We start from the raw sequence: 15,201 nt of genomic DNA on the forward strand, positions 1-15,201 counted from the left end.
AATCATAAATTTAATGCAAATCATACAATTTTCCTCAAAAAAATTGTGATTATAGATAATCAAAACTATTCCTGAATGTTCTCTCTGACATAAATACTTTAATCTACATATTCAAAATGTAAAAATTCCCCCCCCCCTTTAACATATATACTATTTCTATTATAATACAATTTTTTCGCGATAATAATCAACACAAAATATCTTTTGTAGTTTTAGTTAAAATATTCTCAGCTCAGGATATTAATAATAACAAAAATTTAGCTACTTGTATGAAAAACAAAACATCTATTATTCTTAGTGTTATTGGTTTATTTAGTCTTCTTGGCGGATCGTTAGCGTTTAAAGCTCAACACAAATTTAATGGTGCTCTCTTTTGCTATACTAATGTGGGCTCCATCAATGCTAATTTTGAAATTGTGTACGCTCCAATACTAAGTGCAAGGTATTCTACAGCAGCCCCAATGGGTACCCTATTTTGCACTCTTCCTGCAGCATTGCATTGGTCCGGACAACCTATTTGGGATCTAAAAAAACTTATGGCAGTCCTCGCATTTACCATGCATTAAAGGAAGAATCTGTTAGCTGTAGCAGGTCGCACATTATTAGGATCATGCAGCAAAAAGGTCTAAAGGGTATACAAAAGAAAAAGTTCTGTGTGACTACCGAAAGCGCTCATGATCTGCCAGTCGCTGATAACCTGCTTAACCGAAATTTTAAAGCTGAAAGGGCTTATCAAAAATGGGTGTCCGACATCACTTACATTAGAACCAGTGAAGTTATATACTCCCCATTTATTAGACAGCAATAGGTGAATTATTAATTAAAGAATCAAATCTATTACTACTATTATAAACTTTCTCTTTTTTTGGTTCTTTTTTTCTCTTTGTTGATATCTGTGGATATGTGGATAACTTATCAGCTGCTCCATAAATCTCAGCAGGAGTCTTATATTCCAGGCCTTGATGTTTTCGTTCCCAGTTGTAGAATTCCACATACCTGTGAATTCCCTTGTATAAATCCAATGTACTATCATAAGCATTGAGATAGATATTCTCATACTTGATGCTACGCCAAAATCTTTCGATTGCGATATTGTCAGTGGCTCGTCCTACTCCATCCATGCTTAGGCGAATTTCAGCACCTAATACAGCTGTTGTAAAGTCTTCACTGGTAAACTGGCTGCCCTGATCCGTATTTAAGATCTCTGGTGCTCCATAAATAGAAATGGCCTTTTCAAGCGCTTCCAGACAAAATTCCACTGTCATGGTATTGCTGAGTGTCCAGGATAACAGATAGCGGCTATTCCAGTCTATAATCGCACACAGGTACATAAAACCCTTCGGCATTGGAATATAAGTTATATCCATACTCCAAACCATATTATTCCGGTCTATTTTCAGGTTCCGAAGCAGGTATGGATATGTTTTGTGCCACTTACATGCCTCACTTGTATTAGGGGCGGGATATATGGCCGAAATATCCATTTTCCGCATCAATCGCCTTATCCGCTTCACATTAACATGTAGCTCTGGTGTACTCAGATGTTTTGCCATGCGCTCTGCCCCAAAATAGGGATGTTCCAAATGCATACGGTCTATCTGCTCCATCAGCTCCAGGTTTAATTTGCTTTCTCCTTTGGGCTCATGGTAATGGCTGCTACGAGATACTTCCAGCAATTGACACTGACGTACAATACTGAGCTCATTGTCCTCCTTATTTACTAAAGCCATCTTTCCAGTTCTTCCCAAATGCCTGCTCAGATTTTTTTTTCAACCAGTCGACCTCTACCTTGAGTTGACCGATTTGCTTATATAGTTCGTCTTTTTCTTCCTGATGATCTGAGGCATCGCTACCTGCCTTCTTTCCCTGGTCAAACACATCCTCTGACCCTGATAGCAGTTGCTTCTTCCACTCTGTTATCTGAGTAGGATGTATATCATACTTCTCGGCCAGCTCTGCTAAGGTCAGCTGTTCCTTTAAGGCCTCGATAGCTACTTTCGCTTTAAACGCTGCATTGAACTTTCTTCTTCCCTTGTTCATATTGTAAATTTAAGATGTTTTTCCACTTAAACTTACTGTCCGTTTTTAGGGGAGTATTATAAAGGATTGCTTTACCTGGCAGTAATAGTTAATATATTCTCCAGAAAGGTGGTAGGATGGCCTATGGATAAGAGCATGAAGACAGGACTGGTTGTTGCAGCGTTAAGAATGGCACTCCGCTCACGAAAGTCGAAACCTGGATTGATACATCATTCAGACCGCGGAGTTTAATATACAAGTCATAAATATCAAAATGAGCTTACCAAGGTCAAAATGATCTGCAGTATGAGCAGAAAGGGCAATTGCTGGGGTAATTTTGTAGCAGAAAGCTTCTTTTCATCCTTAAAAAGAGAGTTGATCTATCCTGCAGGAGCCTTTACAATTTTCGATGATCTGTAGTGCAATTTTTAGCTATATAAAGGGGGGTACAATACGAGTCGAAAATACTCATATCTCGGTTATGTTTCCCCTGACGAATTTGAGTTAAATAGCCAAGGATTAATTTTGAAAAATGTAGTTTAACTAAGTATCCGTATTTCTAGGTCAAGACTAGAGTTTGATTTATGAATTCTCAGAATGACAATATTGAGTTGTCAGTGAGTCATAATTATTCCCTAATTAACATTTCAATTAAAGATTTTACCTAACCTCAATGAACAATTATGTGTAGCACATAAAATAATTGTGGCAATTAATACTATATTACAAGAACTATTTGTATTCAAGGTATCCTTTTTGCTCTCGTAATAAAAAACGCCCTCTCCTATGCCCTTACTAATCACATTTTAATATCTTCAGTTGTCTCCATTGTCAATGGCTTGTATACCCCTAAAATGAAAAACTTAATATTTTTAATATTTATACTTTCTTTTCTATTAGCGCCTTTTATTGTGTGTGGGCAATCATTAGATACGCTAAGAGGAATTATTAAAGATTCAATTGGACATCCCATTCCAGGAGCAAATGTGTGGGTATATACACAAGATGATTCGATACATAACATTAGCAATGATTACGGCCAGGTAAAATTTCCAATTATTTTTTCCGGTGGCATTTCCATAAAGATAACATCTTTGGGATACCAAGAGCTACGGTTGAATATGGAAGCAGGAAAAAATTTCTTCAAAGCAGTATTAAAGGACAAGCTTAATTTCTTAAAAGAGGTTGTAATTAAAGGTCTACCTCAAGCCGTGATAGTAAAGAAGGATACAGTTGAATACGACATAAGTCAATTTATCAGAACACCAGATGATGTTATCCAAGATCTATTAGAAAGATTACCAGGTTTACAAGTGAATCCAGATGGATCAATTAGTATGATGGGAAATAAAGTAGTAAAAATAAGAATTAATGGACAAGAATTTCTAATTGAAGATATAAAAACGTTAACGAGCATAATTCCAGCCAACCTAATTAATAAAATTCAATTAATAGATGACTATGGAGAAGAAAGCAGATTAACAGGACGAAGAGCTGGAGAGTCTCAGAAGATCATCAACCTTACTACAAAAAGTAATACTACTAATATTTATGTAGGAAGATTAATGGCTGCTAAAGGAATTAAAAATCTGTATTCATTATATGGCAATTTATTCAAATACAACAATCAACAATCAATTATGATATTATTATCAAATAATAATATTGGAAATTATTCAGGAAATGCAAATAATACAGAAGGAGAAATGTCGTTTCGTCATCAAATAGGTAAAGGATTTTCTATTAATTTGGGGATAAATCTTAAGAATAATAGTTATGATTATGGTTCAAATAGTGAATCTCAGACCACTACAAATGAGGGATTATTAATTACCAATAGTAATTCTAATGGAAATAATAAAAACAATAATTTTTCCCCTAAAATGGAAGTTATATTGGAACTGAATGAAAGAAATCATTTTAAATTTAATTTGTCTGGAAATTTTGACAGAACAGATAATTTGAATTCTATTACTGATCTTCAAACTGGATTTCAAAGAAAAGATGTATCTGTCGGTAACACTAATAATAATCAGTCAAATCAGGTAAATGGGAATCTGTTCTTTTCTCATAAGTTTAAAAAACCAGGTAGAGGAATGTACGTAGATCTTAATGCCGAGGGAGCGAATATAAGCGATGATCTGGATATTGCAAATGCTTTGAGGTTTTATCTAAATAACAATAGCTCTTATTATGATTCTACTCTCCATCAATTAATTATTGGGAAATATCATAATAACAAATATCAGGCACGCATTTCCTTTGTAGAACCAATTAAAGAAAAGAATAGTTTAGAAATAAGATATAGTTTTTTTGAATCTAATTCAGGTAATAAACGAAACACTAGTTGGATGGATGAAGCTGGGAAATTTACTTTAGTTGATTCTTTAAGCAATAGATATTTTTTTAAAATAATTCAAAATCAATTAGAATTAAACTTTCTCCAAAAAAATAAAAATTTAGAACTAACCTTTGGTGGAAGCATAAAACCCTACTCGCTAATCGAAAGTAATAAAAGAACTGGAATATTATTTTTCCCGGTTTTCCGGTTATTTTATAATCTGAAGAACTCTTCTTCTTTGAATATAAATTTCCTTGGAGATAATATTTTCCCTACTTTTCAACAGTTAGCTAACTTTCCAGACTATTCCAATTTACAAAATCCTGTTTATGGCAATCCAAATTTGAAAGTAGCAAGTAAATACGGAATATCTATAGGCTATATTAAGACTAACCCTAAATCAAGGTTATTCTTAAAGTTACAAGGCAATTTATTGCAAAAAAATATAGTTAGTAATATCTTCCTCATTGAAGATGCTTTCGGAAGCTTAAAACAGGAAACTCATTTTGTAAATGTAAATGGAACCTATTCCATTGACGGAAAAATTGGGTTTAGTAGTCAATTTAAAAAAAATAATAGAAGTTGGGCTATGGAGATGGGCAGCGGATACGCACATAATATCCTACTTTATAACAATAGTCCTAAATTTTCAAATAACTTAAGTGCTAATAGCCAAATTAGCCTTGATTATAGGAATGGCATATTGAATATATTCCCCAGTTTAGCATATAATTTAAGTAAAAGTAGTTATTCAATTTATGATAATAATTCGATTACAACTCAAAATATTAAAATTGGATTTCGAAGTATTCTTATTTTTTCTCAAACTTTTTCTATTGAAAGCACATTAACCAAGTTATTCAATTGGGGATTTGGGTCAGGACTAAGTCGTAACCCACTTATGATCGATACTAATTTTCATAAAAGATGGCTAAAAAAAAGGTTATGGACATCTTTGGAATGCTACAACTTGCTAAATGAAAGATCATCCATTTCTCAGGGAATATCTGGTAATGTAATTTCAGTTACAAGCTCAAATAATATTGGAAGGTATTTTCTAATAAAAGTAATATTTGATTTGAAAGCATTGTAATGTATAAAACTACCAAATCAAAACTTGTTTCGCCAATTTATATGATATTTATTTTTTGGAAGTGCCTCTGTTTAATCATCGGAATTATTCCACCATTGATTACTGATACCACAGTCATAAGCACTTAACGGCGGCTATTTTTTACGAATTATTAGTTAAAAATAAGTCAATATCTCCATTTAATGAATGTTATGATTTCTTAATTAGTGCAATTAAGTTCCTAATTAAGGAATCATAACATTCAATTATGCATAAGAAATTAACGTTATTTACTTTAGTACTGCTAGTTATAAGCAATTGTCTTCTTTCTCAGGGGAAAAAGGGTATAAATTTTGACGATAAATTGAGTTGGGATACAATTAAGGAAAAGGCTAAACGAGAAAATAAATATATTTTTGTTGATTGCTTTGCTACTTGGTGTGGTCCTTGTAAAATGATGGATGAGAATGTATATTCAAATGCTGAGCTTGGAGAAGAGTTTGATAAAAATTTCATTTCTATCAAATTACAAATGGATAAGAATCCAGCAGATAATGAATATACCAGATCCTGGTATAGTATAGCTGAAAATTTTCAAAAAGAATATCATTTGGTTGGTTATCCAAGTCTTCTATTTTTTTCTCCTAAAGGGAATTTGGTACATAGAGGAGTAGGTTATAAATCCAAGGAAGCTTTAATTGCTTTGTCCAGAGATGCTGTTAATCCAAACACACAATATGTAGGTTTAAAGAAAAATTATAAAGTCGGAAAAATCGCTAAATCGAAAGACGTTAATGCCCTTATTGATATTGCGATAGAGAATGGTGATAAAGAATTCGCAGAAGAGGTCGCAGTAAAATATAAAAAAGATTTCATTGATAAGTTAAGTATGGATCAATTATGTACTATTGATAACCTTATTTTCATAAAAAAACATTCAAATCTAGTTAATTCGCAAGACTTAGTTTTTTCTCTATTTAGAAATTCTCCGTCAAGATGTGACAGTCTATTGCCTGGTTTAGCAAAAGCAGTCATAAATTTAGTGGTCGAAAAAGAAGAAATTACTCCTCGATTAAATTACAAGGACCCTCGATTAACTAATTGGCAATTAATTGGTTCGAATATTAACAGGAAATATGGAAAGGATATTGCTGAAAAATTAGTACCTAACGCAAGAATGAATTTTGCATTTGAGACAAAAAACTGGAAAGAATATGCCAACTTAAAAGATCGTGAGCTTTTAAATAATGATTTTCCAGTTAACGATTCAAGCCTTTACGCATGGAACTTGAATATAGCAGCATGGAATACGTATTTAGTATGCGATGATTCAACTGTATTAGCTAAAGCATTATCTTGGAGTGACCGATCCATGCAGATTTTATCTGCGATGAAAGCAGATTCCGCAGAACAATATTTGGATACCAAGGCAAGAATACTATATAAACTGGGGCATATATCTAAAGCATTAGAAAATGAGCAAAAAGCAATTGAAGTAGGAATGAGAAAAGCTCAAAAATCAGGTGGGGGTAAGAGTATATTTTATAATGAATTTAGTGCAGTATTGGAGAAAATGAAAAATGGAGAATCTATTAGTAATTAAATATCAATTCATTATAGATTAATTTACTTAAACTATTAAGGAGAGAAATTTAAAAGTAAAAATTAAAAACTATTCTAAAAATTGTGAAGTAAAAAACTGATCTTTTTCTGGAATAGTTTCAAAAAACTTAATAAATATTTGATTCGTTAGAATAGAGCACGGAATTGAATTATAGGAACTATTTCACTAAGTGTGTAAATAATAAAGTCGAGGTTATAGTATAATTATATTCTTACTCTATCACCAAAGATAGTCAAGAACTAATTAAGGATCATGCACCAGTTTCTAATGGGCATGGTCCATTTTTTTATTGTAAGGTTCCCCGAAAATGGTCCGGTGAGGTTAGAGAAAAATCTCTAACTTAATATAATAATGAAAAAAATACGATTCACTGAGAACCAAATTATCTCCATCTGTAAATGGTAAATAATAATGCAGCAAAAATGGTAAATATGAATGCAGCAGATTCGATAACAATACTGCAGCAAGAATGGTAACAATGGTACAGCAAAATCGGTAACAATTGTTACACAATCCGGCAAAAGTAGTCTGTTATCAGGAACCTTCAAAAATAGTTTTACGATTCTTCAATCTGTAACTTTCACCACTAAAGTTTATGACTTCACAATGGTAAAGTAGCCGGTCCAGTAAAGCCGTAGCTATGACCTCATCATCCAGCTGTTTGCTCCAGTCTGAAGGCTTCTTATTTGTAGTGATGATTATTGACGTAGATTCATAAATCTGATTGATAAAATTGAAAAATGATATTGCCAGGTTCTTCTCCAGCGGGAAGAGCATAATATCATCAATAACGAGAAGGTTAGCCTTTAATAGTCGTTTATATTCAACCTGCTGGGTTTTAACAAAGTCCTTCGTCTTAAGCATATTTACCAGGTCATCCATTCTTCTGAAGTAGGCGTTATATCCAGCCTTTACAGCATCCTGACACAAACCTGCAGCTAAAAATGTCTTGCCAGTTCCACTCGGCCCCATCAGAACAATATTAAATAATTGATCTACCCAATTCAATTCTCTAAGTTGCTTTAAGCGACCAGGACTAATTTCATCCTCTGATCCTGTTTTGTAATGATTCAGGTCTGACATCTGAGGTAACCAGGCTGCCTTTTCCCGTTTGTTCAAGTCTTTTACAGAGCGGTGTGTTGCTTCCGTTTCCAGTATTTGGCTTAGGAACTTTACATATCCCATCTCTTGTTGTTCTGCTTCAGTGATTAATGCCTTTATTCCATTGCTAATACCACCCAGCCTAAAAGCTGTACATAATTCGCGGATTCGTTGCTTTTCTGTTTCCATATAATTTTGTGATTTAAAAATGAGCGGCCACGCTTTGCCTGGCCGCTTTATCGGATTTAATTGAAGATTATATCATAGTTGATCAACTTGCTCCTGGCTGGTTCTGTGTTGGCTTTTTGTTGAACAGGAGCTGTTAATGGGTTATTGGTGATCGTATTTGCAGGGACTATTTCTTGTTGTTGTAGCTTCCCAAGATGCTCTGCAACAGACTTAAAATCAGACGCACTGTAGATATGATATTGGCTACAATAGTACAAGGTTTCAAGCGCTAAGACTGGTTCCAGCTTATTTACTATAGTCTTTAGCAATTGTATCTGATCGCGTATATATCGCGGTTTCTCTGTCTTAAGTTGGAAGACCCATCCCAATGCCTCCTTCTGATCAGTAAAAAGAGTCGCAAACTCTTGCATCATCTCCAGGATTGCCCGGGATTTGTCTCTACCATGGTCAGTTTGTAAGATCTTCTGTCCTTTAAGTGGTGAGATTATATGGCGACAAAGCTCTTGTTTTTCGGTATTTAAAATAACTAATTCCTGTTCTTCCCTGATCACCAGTACCCGGCTTTGACGATCTTTATATGTGCCAAGTGGCAATGAGTAAAAATTACTTTTCCAACTGATTGTGTTATCTTTTCGTACAGCATAGGAACTATATTCTGGTTCCATCATTTTAACAGGGGTATAGGGATATAGAAAGGTCACTTCATTTTCCATTTCTTCAGCTGGTATTAACTTTGTGGTGCCGTGGATTAATGCATTGGCTGTACGTTTGAGCCAGGCCAGTACTTCTTCATTCACCAACTGAACATCTTTAAAAAATCGCCCATATAGAAAATTTCTTTTCACATACTTTACGACATTTTCTATTTTCCCCTTGGACTCAGGATCTGCCGCACGGCAGAAATAGGTTTTAAGAGGTCGCTGAGAGATATACTGCCGAAAATGTTCGGTAAGGATCAGATCTCCCCAATTCTCGTCAACCATAAATAATCGGTCCTGGTCATAGACAAGTTCCTGAGGCATGCCCCCAAAATGGCTAAAAGCTCTCTCATGTGCTTCTATAACCGTAATGGTAGTAAATGGTCGATCTGTAAATAATACGTATTTAAAGCGCGAGCGGGATAGACTCATACAGAAAAACTGTACTTTGCGCGTTCGTCCTTCAGTAGTTCGCATGTTATAAAAGCCAAAATCAACCTGAGCTTGCTGCCCATAAGGTAGTTCTGCTACCATCTGATATTGCCGGGTTGGCTCTTCCACAGAAAGGCTGTACTTAGCCCTGATGGCCATAACAAAATTATAAACTGTTTTAGGGCTGATTGGTCCAAAACCGGGAAACTGTTCTTTTAATAAATCATGGATTTGAGCAGAAGATGTATCTGGAAGACTTCTCAGGCGATTATATATAAAATCTTCAAATTCCAGAAGTAGTTTCTTTCGACCCTTTTTCTGTTGGCTGATAGTTAAAAAATCCTCCTCACTCATTGAGAGTTGCAGTTTGACCGTACGCCAGTTTAGTCCTGTTATCCTGGAAATTGATCGAATAGAGTGTTTATCCCGGTAAAGTTGATGAATACGCTGGTAAGTCATAAGTTTGTTTAAATAGTTCATTTAACCCTGTCTTTGTGATGATTGACAAAGGTTGAAAAAATCCCTCCGGGAACAATCCTGGGGGGATGAACTATGTAACAACTGTAATCTTAGTGATGCATTAATGTTACCATTATTGCTGTAGCATTGTTACCGAATCTGCTGCACTCATATTTACCATTTTTGCTGCATTATTATTTACTGCTTACACCATCCTAAAAAAGCAGGAATCAGGCATCGCAATTAAGGCCCTGGTAAGGGAAAATGGTGTTAGCGAAGCAACCGTGTACAATTGGAAAGCGAAGTATGGTGGTATGGAGGCTAATGAATTGAAGCGGATGAAAGAACTTGAGGAAGAGAATGCCAGACTGAAGAGCATTGTAGCCAATTTGACACTTGAGGATGATGCGGTTAGGAATTCCCTGGAAAAAAGTTCGGCGGCCTGACGACAAACGACAAGTAATAGAGTTATTGGTGCAGGAAAATGTGAGTGAGCGTCAGGCCTGTAAGCTGGTAGACCTACCTCGGTCTTCCTTCCGATATAAGCGCAAAGTTAAAGATGACATTTCGTTAATGGAGGCGCTGGAGGAATTGATAAAGAAACATCCTTCTATCGGCTTCTGGAAGTGCTACCACCGTTTGAGAAGAAAAGGTCATCCATGGAATCATAAGCGGCTCTACCAGGTTTATAAATACGGCTAATGGCAGAAGAGTGGAAAGATGATTATAATAGATCCAGACCTCAGGCGCTTGGATTTGTTTCTCCGCTGGAATTCTTCTGTAAATAACAACAAAAAAAAATTATTCAAAACTCTAACCCCAGCTGGATCAAAATATAGGTAAGCTTACACCACTAGTGCTATGTTAAATATCAAATGACGTAAATATAATGTATATTCGATGAAATATTTCCGGAGATGATACGCTATACCGTTAAATTAACAAAAAGTGAAGTTGAAGAATTACACAGCATAATAAATAAAGGTTCACATACTTCTCAAACCTTTCGTATGGCTTATATTCTATTAAATTGTGATGATGGAAAATACTCGGAAAAAGTGACCAACGAGCAAATAAGTAAAGTTTTGAAAGTTGGGATGCGCACAATAGATCGGGTTAAGAAGAAATTTATAGAAGAAGGCTTTGAAGGGGTATTAGAAAGACGGCCTTCAAATCGTATTTACGAGTCTAAAGTGGATGGAGATATAGAAGCGAAGTTAGTCACATTATGCTGTAGTGAGCCACCTAAGGGATTTGCTAGATGGTCGTTACGGCTCCTGGCAGACAAGATGGTTGAATTAAAGTATGTAGAAAAGATCTCTCATGTAACAGTAAGAAAGGTCTTAAAAAAAATGAACTTAAGCCCTGGAAATCAAAAGGGTGGGTAATCCCACCGCATTGTAATAGCGAATTTGTGGCAAAGATGGAGAATGTGTTAGATGTATATAAGAGGCCTTATAATGCTGATTATCCTGTTATTTGCATGGACGAGTCGCCAAAACAGTTAGTCGATGAAGTGAGACAATCAGTTGCCATGAAGCCTGGTCAGGAAAGAAGAGTAGATTACGAGTACGTTAGACATGGCATGGTAAATATATTTATAGCAAATGAACCATTGAAAGGGAAGCGTTTTGTGGAGGTAACAGCATTCAAAGCCAGAAAGGATTGGGCAATGTTTATTAAAGAAATCGCAGATAAGAAATATCCCAAAGCGAAAAAGATAACCCTGGTGATGGATAATTTAAAAACGCACACGGGTGCTGCATTTTATGAGACCTTTGAACCCAAAGAAGCAAAAAGGCTGTGTGACAGATTTGAATTCATCTATACCCCAAAACATGGAAGCTGGTTAAATATGGCCGAAATAGAATTGCACGTATTGAATGGACAGTGCCTGAACAGGCATATATCTACAATCGAGAAGGTAAAAGAAGAGGTCACGGAATGGCAAATTCATCGAAACAATAAGAACAGCCAAATAAACTGGCAATTCACAAACAAAGAAGCAAGAGTGAAGTTAAAAAGATTGTATCCGTCAATTAATAATTAACCTAACACTAGTCCATATTCCCCAAGAGATAAGGGTATGGTAGAGGGCGCTGTTAATATTGTCTATATGCATATTTATGCAAGGATAAGAAACGAGATATGCCATAGCATAGAGTCGCTCAATTGGATTATCCGCACTCACCTGGATGTTCTTAATAGAAAGGTATGCCTCCGGGATGCTGAAAAATGAATTTCTTTAGGTTGAGTAATTTTCCTGATCAAATAAATATCAAAATGAAACGGAAAATATCTAAATCAACCTAGGAGGAGTATATGTTTTCACTTATATCAGAGCAGGTAAATACTGGCAGGTCAGTCAAGTCAATCTGTGATCAACATAATATCCAGTCCAGTAATTGGTTCTATTGGCAGAAAAAATACCACCAACGTCAAATATCATCTAATGGCGATGAGAGTAGCTTTACCTTACTTCAAATAACCCCTGATCTTATTACGCCAAATGATCCTGGTATATTTGCTGAATATAAGGGGATCAAATTGTACCAGCAGGTATCAGCATCATTTCTCAGGGAATTAATTAGATAATTTATGTTGCAGATTAATCCTGGTACCCGGTATCTTTTTTATCATAAATGGGCTGACGCCAGAAAAAGTTTTGATGGCTTAATTGGCCTCGTAACCAATGAACTTAATATAGAAATGGAGTCCGGCGATGTTTTTATATTTATCAACCGTAGTCAAACCCACATTAAGTTTCTCCAATGGGAAGGCGATGGGTATGGAATGTATTACAAGCGCTTAGAAGAGGGCACCTTTGAACTTCCTTCCGGGTTTATGGAAGGTACACATAGTGAAATTTCAAGCAAACAACTTTCTCTTATTTTAAACGGAGTTTCTTTGAGAAAAGCCTTTTCCCGGAAGCGGTATTCCGACTCTAATAGATAACTATTTTTCCTTGCAATAATAGAAAAGGGGTAGCAAACTTTGCTACCCCTTTTCTATTATTTGAATGTCAATATTCATGACAGGTTTATCCACGATCGACAGGGTATAAATAATGATATTACATACTTGCAGAAACACCTGACAGTATTATCTTTGGGCCATGTCAGAATCTGCTGCACATATCAATTATAAAGAGTTGTACGAGGCTACATTGCTGATGAATCAGCACTTATTGAAGGGCATGGAACAGCAGCAGAAAAGCAACCAGAGCTTACAAGACCAGGTTGCTCAGTTACAATACCAACTACAGCAGTTAACCAAGCTTTTAAAAGGATTTAAATCAGAACGTTTTGTTCCAGCTACAATCTCTAATATGCAGTCTGAGCTGGGTTTTTCTCTTGAAATAACGGCTTTTGCTACCAATCTGGAAGACGTAAGTAAGATTAGCTATACGAGAAAAAAGAAGACTAATGATGAGTCTGAACTGACAAGCATATCAAAATTACCTGATCATCTTAGACGGGAAACTACAGTATTAGAGCCTGTAGAGGACGTAACCGATTGTGTAAAGATCGGAGAAGAAGTACGTGAAACGTTGAGCTGGAAACCGGGAGAAATATTTGTTAATCGGACTGTTGTAAATGTTTACAGTCGCATCGCTACTGGAAAAAAGGGGAAGGAAATTATTATCAAATCAGCACTTCCTGTAAGGGCAATAAATAAATGCCTTGCTGATCCTGCCTTATTGGCGCAAATAACAGTTGACAAGCTAGTAGATCATAAGCCACTCAATCGTCAACTGGAGACATTCAAACGTAATGGAGTAATAATTGCATACTCCATTATTGCAGATTGGATTTGCCTTGTTGCGAAAGCTCTTCAACCATTGGGGATTATACTCTTGAAAGAGATGTATAAGTATGATTACTGGCATGCAGATGAAACCACTATTGAAGTATTAGATAGAGCAAAAGAAAAGGAGACTCATAAAGGATACTATTGGAGCTACCTAACAGGTGATGGGAAATTAATTTACTATGATTATCAGCCTGGCCGTGGAGGAGAACGACCACTGAGTATACTAAAGGATTTTAAAGGAAATCTTCAAGTGGACGGTTACGCCATTTACGATGAACTTCCACTTGAAGATATTACAATCTTCTACTGTATGGCGCACGCGCGGCGGCGAATATATGACGCCCAAAGCAATAACATAAAACTAGCTTCACACGCATTGGCTGAAATAGCAAAGCTATATGCAATAGAACAGGAATGCAAAGATGAAAATCTAAGTGAAGAACAAATAAAGGAATATCGGCTAAAGAAAAGTATTCCCATACTCAAAGAGCCAGGTGAATGGATGGTAAACGAGTATAAACAACTTCGCCCCAAAACGCTCATTGCAAAAGCACTTGCCTATAGTATTAAAAGGTGGGAAAAGCTAAGCCTATATGCAACTACAGGACATCTTCAAATAGACAATAACGCGATTGAGCGTTGTATGAGAAGTGTGGCTGTTGGAAGGAAAAATTATTTATTCTGCGGTAGTCATGACGCAGCCGGAAGAGCTGGGCGACTTTACTCTTTACTAGTTACCTGCAAGCTCAATAATGTAAACCCATACGAATGGCTGAAAGATATACTGAGCCAAGACCTGAGTGAAATCCCCATCAATCAGATTAAAAATCTACTACCTCACAATTGGAAAAAATAGATACTGCCCAAAATGGAAATGGCTTAGTGCAAAATTAAGACGAAAAATGATACCCATTTTTAAATATCCCGGAGGCATACAAGAATCCTGCCCCTGTCTTTTCACCCATCGCTTGAATGTTGACGACGCGAGGTGATTCAGTTCACAGAATTTTGCAATACTCAACTTACTGGATCATTGCTTCTGTATTATTTTGAACGCTTCTCTTTTACTAATATAATTACGCTTAAGTCGAAGTTTTGGGGCTTGTTCCATGATATTGGTTTGGAACAATATTACGAATGACTTTTATTCTGGAAAAGATGCCGAGAACCGAATCATTACCTTAGTTATAACCATATCTTATCTTTGAAATCGTAAAAAGTTCTTTCTCTTTTGGCTCTTCTTAGAGGGGATACCATTATCGGTACGAGGGGATATCATCACTGGAATTTACATATTTCAGTTATCTTTTCCAGTACTTGTATAAATCGGCTAGGGTTAAGATGTTTCTATTTTAATTCAAAATGATTTCTTCAAATAATCATTTAATGACATTCAACAACCGAAAACGCCGATCAGAAAGCAGACTAACTGTTATAAAAACATTCTCTATGA

Annotated in this window: 14 protein-coding genes and 1 pseudogene; 11 read left to right on the top strand and 4 right to left on the bottom strand. The window is 35.7% G+C overall.

Annotated features, from left to right (window positions below; all coding sequences use genetic code 11):
* The first annotated feature begins 269 nt into the window (after positions 1–269).
* Both U0033_RS17050 and U0033_RS33385 read left to right on the top strand, forming a co-directional pair.
* On the top strand, positions 270–566 hold the full coding sequence (locus U0033_RS17050) for a hypothetical protein (RefSeq protein ID WP_143150996.1): 297 nt from the start codon (positions 270–272) through the stop codon (positions 564–566).
* Positions 518–808 carry an IS3 family transposase gene (locus U0033_RS33385; protein WP_177318766.1) on the top strand — a complete coding sequence of 97 codons (291 nt, stop codon included), beginning with the start codon at positions 518–520 and terminating at the stop codon, positions 806–808. The genes U0033_RS17050 and U0033_RS33385 overlap by 49 nt, the downstream gene beginning before the upstream one ends.
* Here U0033_RS33385 and U0033_RS17055 read toward each other — a convergent pair.
* Both U0033_RS17055 and U0033_RS17060 read right to left on the bottom strand, forming a co-directional pair.
* Positions 795–1,730, bottom strand: coding sequence for an IS3 family transposase (locus tag U0033_RS17055; protein ID WP_322518429.1), 936 nt, complete (start codon positions 1,728–1,730; stop codon positions 795–797). The genes U0033_RS33385 and U0033_RS17055 overlap by 14 nt on opposite strands.
* On the bottom strand, positions 1,714–2,040 hold the full coding sequence (locus U0033_RS17060) for a transposase (RefSeq protein WP_072366377.1): 327 nt from the start codon (positions 2,038–2,040) through the stop codon (positions 1,714–1,716). Before U0033_RS17060 ends, U0033_RS17055 begins: the two co-directional genes overlap by 17 nt.
* Positions 2,041–2,148: 108 nt before the next feature.
* Here U0033_RS17060 and U0033_RS33390 point away from each other — a divergent pair, with 108 nt between their 5' ends.
* The 3 genes from U0033_RS33390 to U0033_RS17070 all read left to right on the top strand — a co-directional run bounded on the left by U0033_RS33390 (position 2,149) and on the right by U0033_RS17070 (position 7,035).
* Positions 2,149–2,271, top strand: a complete 123-nt coding sequence (locus U0033_RS33390) for a hypothetical protein (RefSeq protein ID WP_407654209.1) — start codon at positions 2,149–2,151, stop codon at positions 2,269–2,271.
* Between the two features lie 602 nt (positions 2,272–2,873).
* Positions 2,874–5,453, top strand: a complete 2,580-nt coding sequence (locus U0033_RS17065) for a TonB-dependent receptor (RefSeq protein ID WP_072366743.1) — start codon at positions 2,874–2,876, stop codon at positions 5,451–5,453.
* A gap of 247 nt (positions 5,454–5,700) precedes the next feature.
* Positions 5,701–7,035 (top strand): thioredoxin family protein, encoded by a 1,335-nt coding sequence (locus tag U0033_RS17070; protein ID WP_072366745.1) that lies wholly within the window; start codon positions 5,701–5,703, stop codon positions 7,033–7,035.
* 555 nt (positions 7,036–7,590) lie between these two features.
* Here U0033_RS17070 and istB read toward each other — a convergent pair.
* A complete protein-coding gene (gene istB / locus U0033_RS17075; RefSeq protein ID WP_322518469.1) occupies positions 7,591–8,346 on the bottom strand; it encodes an IS21-like element helper ATPase IstB in 756 nt (251 codons plus the stop codon).
* Positions 8,347–8,402: 56 nt separating this feature from the next.
* The gene (istA, locus tag U0033_RS17080; RefSeq protein ID WP_322518468.1) at positions 8,403–9,935 is read right to left on the bottom strand and encodes an IS21 family transposase; all 1,533 of its coding nucleotides are present in this window, start codon (positions 9,933–9,935) and stop codon (positions 8,403–8,405) included.
* Positions 9,936–10,114: 179 nt separating this feature from the next.
* On the opposite strand from istA, the pseudogene U0033_RS33395 reads away from it, so the two are divergent.
* The 6 genes and pseudogenes from U0033_RS33395 to tnpC all read left to right on the top strand — a co-directional run.
* Positions 10,115–10,316, top strand: a pseudogene (locus U0033_RS33395) (transposase); the annotation flags it as partial.
* 21 nt (positions 10,317–10,337) lie between these two features.
* Positions 10,338–10,637 carry an IS3 family transposase gene (locus tag U0033_RS17085; protein ID WP_322518474.1) on the top strand — a complete coding sequence of 100 codons (300 nt, stop codon included), beginning with the start codon at positions 10,338–10,340 and terminating at the stop codon, positions 10,635–10,637.
* A gap of 215 nt (positions 10,638–10,852) precedes the next feature.
* A protein-coding gene (locus U0033_RS17090; protein ID WP_322518473.1) for an IS630 family transposase occupies positions 10,853–11,985 on the top strand; the annotation gives its coding sequence in 2 pieces (ribosomal slippage) (positions 10,853–11,276 and positions 11,276–11,985; 1,134 coding nt in all).
* Positions 11,986–12,257: 272 nt separating this feature from the next.
* On the top strand, positions 12,258–12,530 hold the full coding sequence (gene tnpA / locus U0033_RS33400) for an IS66 family insertion sequence element accessory protein TnpA (protein WP_143151019.1): 273 nt from the start codon (positions 12,258–12,260) through the stop codon (positions 12,528–12,530).
* 3 nt (positions 12,531–12,533) lie between these two features.
* Complete coding sequence (gene tnpB, locus U0033_RS17095; RefSeq protein ID WP_072366698.1) at positions 12,534–12,890, top strand: IS66 family insertion sequence element accessory protein TnpB; 357 nt, start codon at positions 12,534–12,536, stop codon at positions 12,888–12,890.
* 160 nt (positions 12,891–13,050) lie between these two features.
* Entirely contained in the window at positions 13,051–14,604 is a 1,554-nt protein-coding gene (gene tnpC / locus U0033_RS17100) for an IS66 family transposase (protein WP_072366696.1), read from the top strand.
* The last annotated feature ends 597 nt before the right edge of the window (positions 14,605–15,201 follow it).

The sequence above is a fragment of the Chitinophaga sancti genome (genome assembly GCF_034424315.1).
Taxonomy (GTDB): domain Bacteria; phylum Bacteroidota; class Bacteroidia; order Chitinophagales; family Chitinophagaceae; genus Chitinophaga; species Chitinophaga sancti.

Coding starts and splice junctions, on each gene's coding strand:
- U0033_RS17070 (WP_072366745.1), top strand. CDS start 5,701: ATGCATAAGAAATTAACGTTATTTACTTTAGTACTGCTAGTTATAAGC.
- tnpA (WP_143151019.1), top strand. CDS start 12,258: ATGTTTTCACTTATATCAGAGCAGGTAAATACTGGCAGGTCAGTCAAG.
- U0033_RS17065 (WP_072366743.1), top strand. CDS start 2,874: ATGAAAAACTTAATATTTTTAATATTTATACTTTCTTTTCTATTAGCG.
- U0033_RS17085 (WP_322518474.1), top strand. CDS start 10,338: ATGATGCGGTTAGGAATTCCCTGGAAAAAAGTTCGGCGGCCTGACGAC.
- istA (WP_322518468.1), bottom strand. CDS start 9,935: ATGACTTACCAGCGTATTCATCAACTTTACCGGGATAAACACTCTATT.
- U0033_RS17050 (WP_143150996.1), top strand. CDS start 270: ATGAAAAACAAAACATCTATTATTCTTAGTGTTATTGGTTTATTTAGT.
- U0033_RS17055 (WP_322518429.1), bottom strand. CDS start 1,730: ATGGCTTTAGTAAATAAGGAGGACAATGAGCTCAGTATTGTACGTCAG.
- tnpB (WP_072366698.1), top strand. CDS start 12,534: ATGTTGCAGATTAATCCTGGTACCCGGTATCTTTTTTATCATAAATGG.
- U0033_RS17060 (WP_072366377.1), bottom strand. CDS start 2,040: ATGAACAAGGGAAGAAGAAAGTTCAATGCAGCGTTTAAAGCGAAAGTA.
- istB (WP_322518469.1), bottom strand. CDS start 8,346: ATGGAAACAGAAAAGCAACGAATCCGCGAATTATGTACAGCTTTTAGG.
- tnpC (WP_072366696.1), top strand. CDS start 13,051: ATGTCAGAATCTGCTGCACATATCAATTATAAAGAGTTGTACGAGGCT.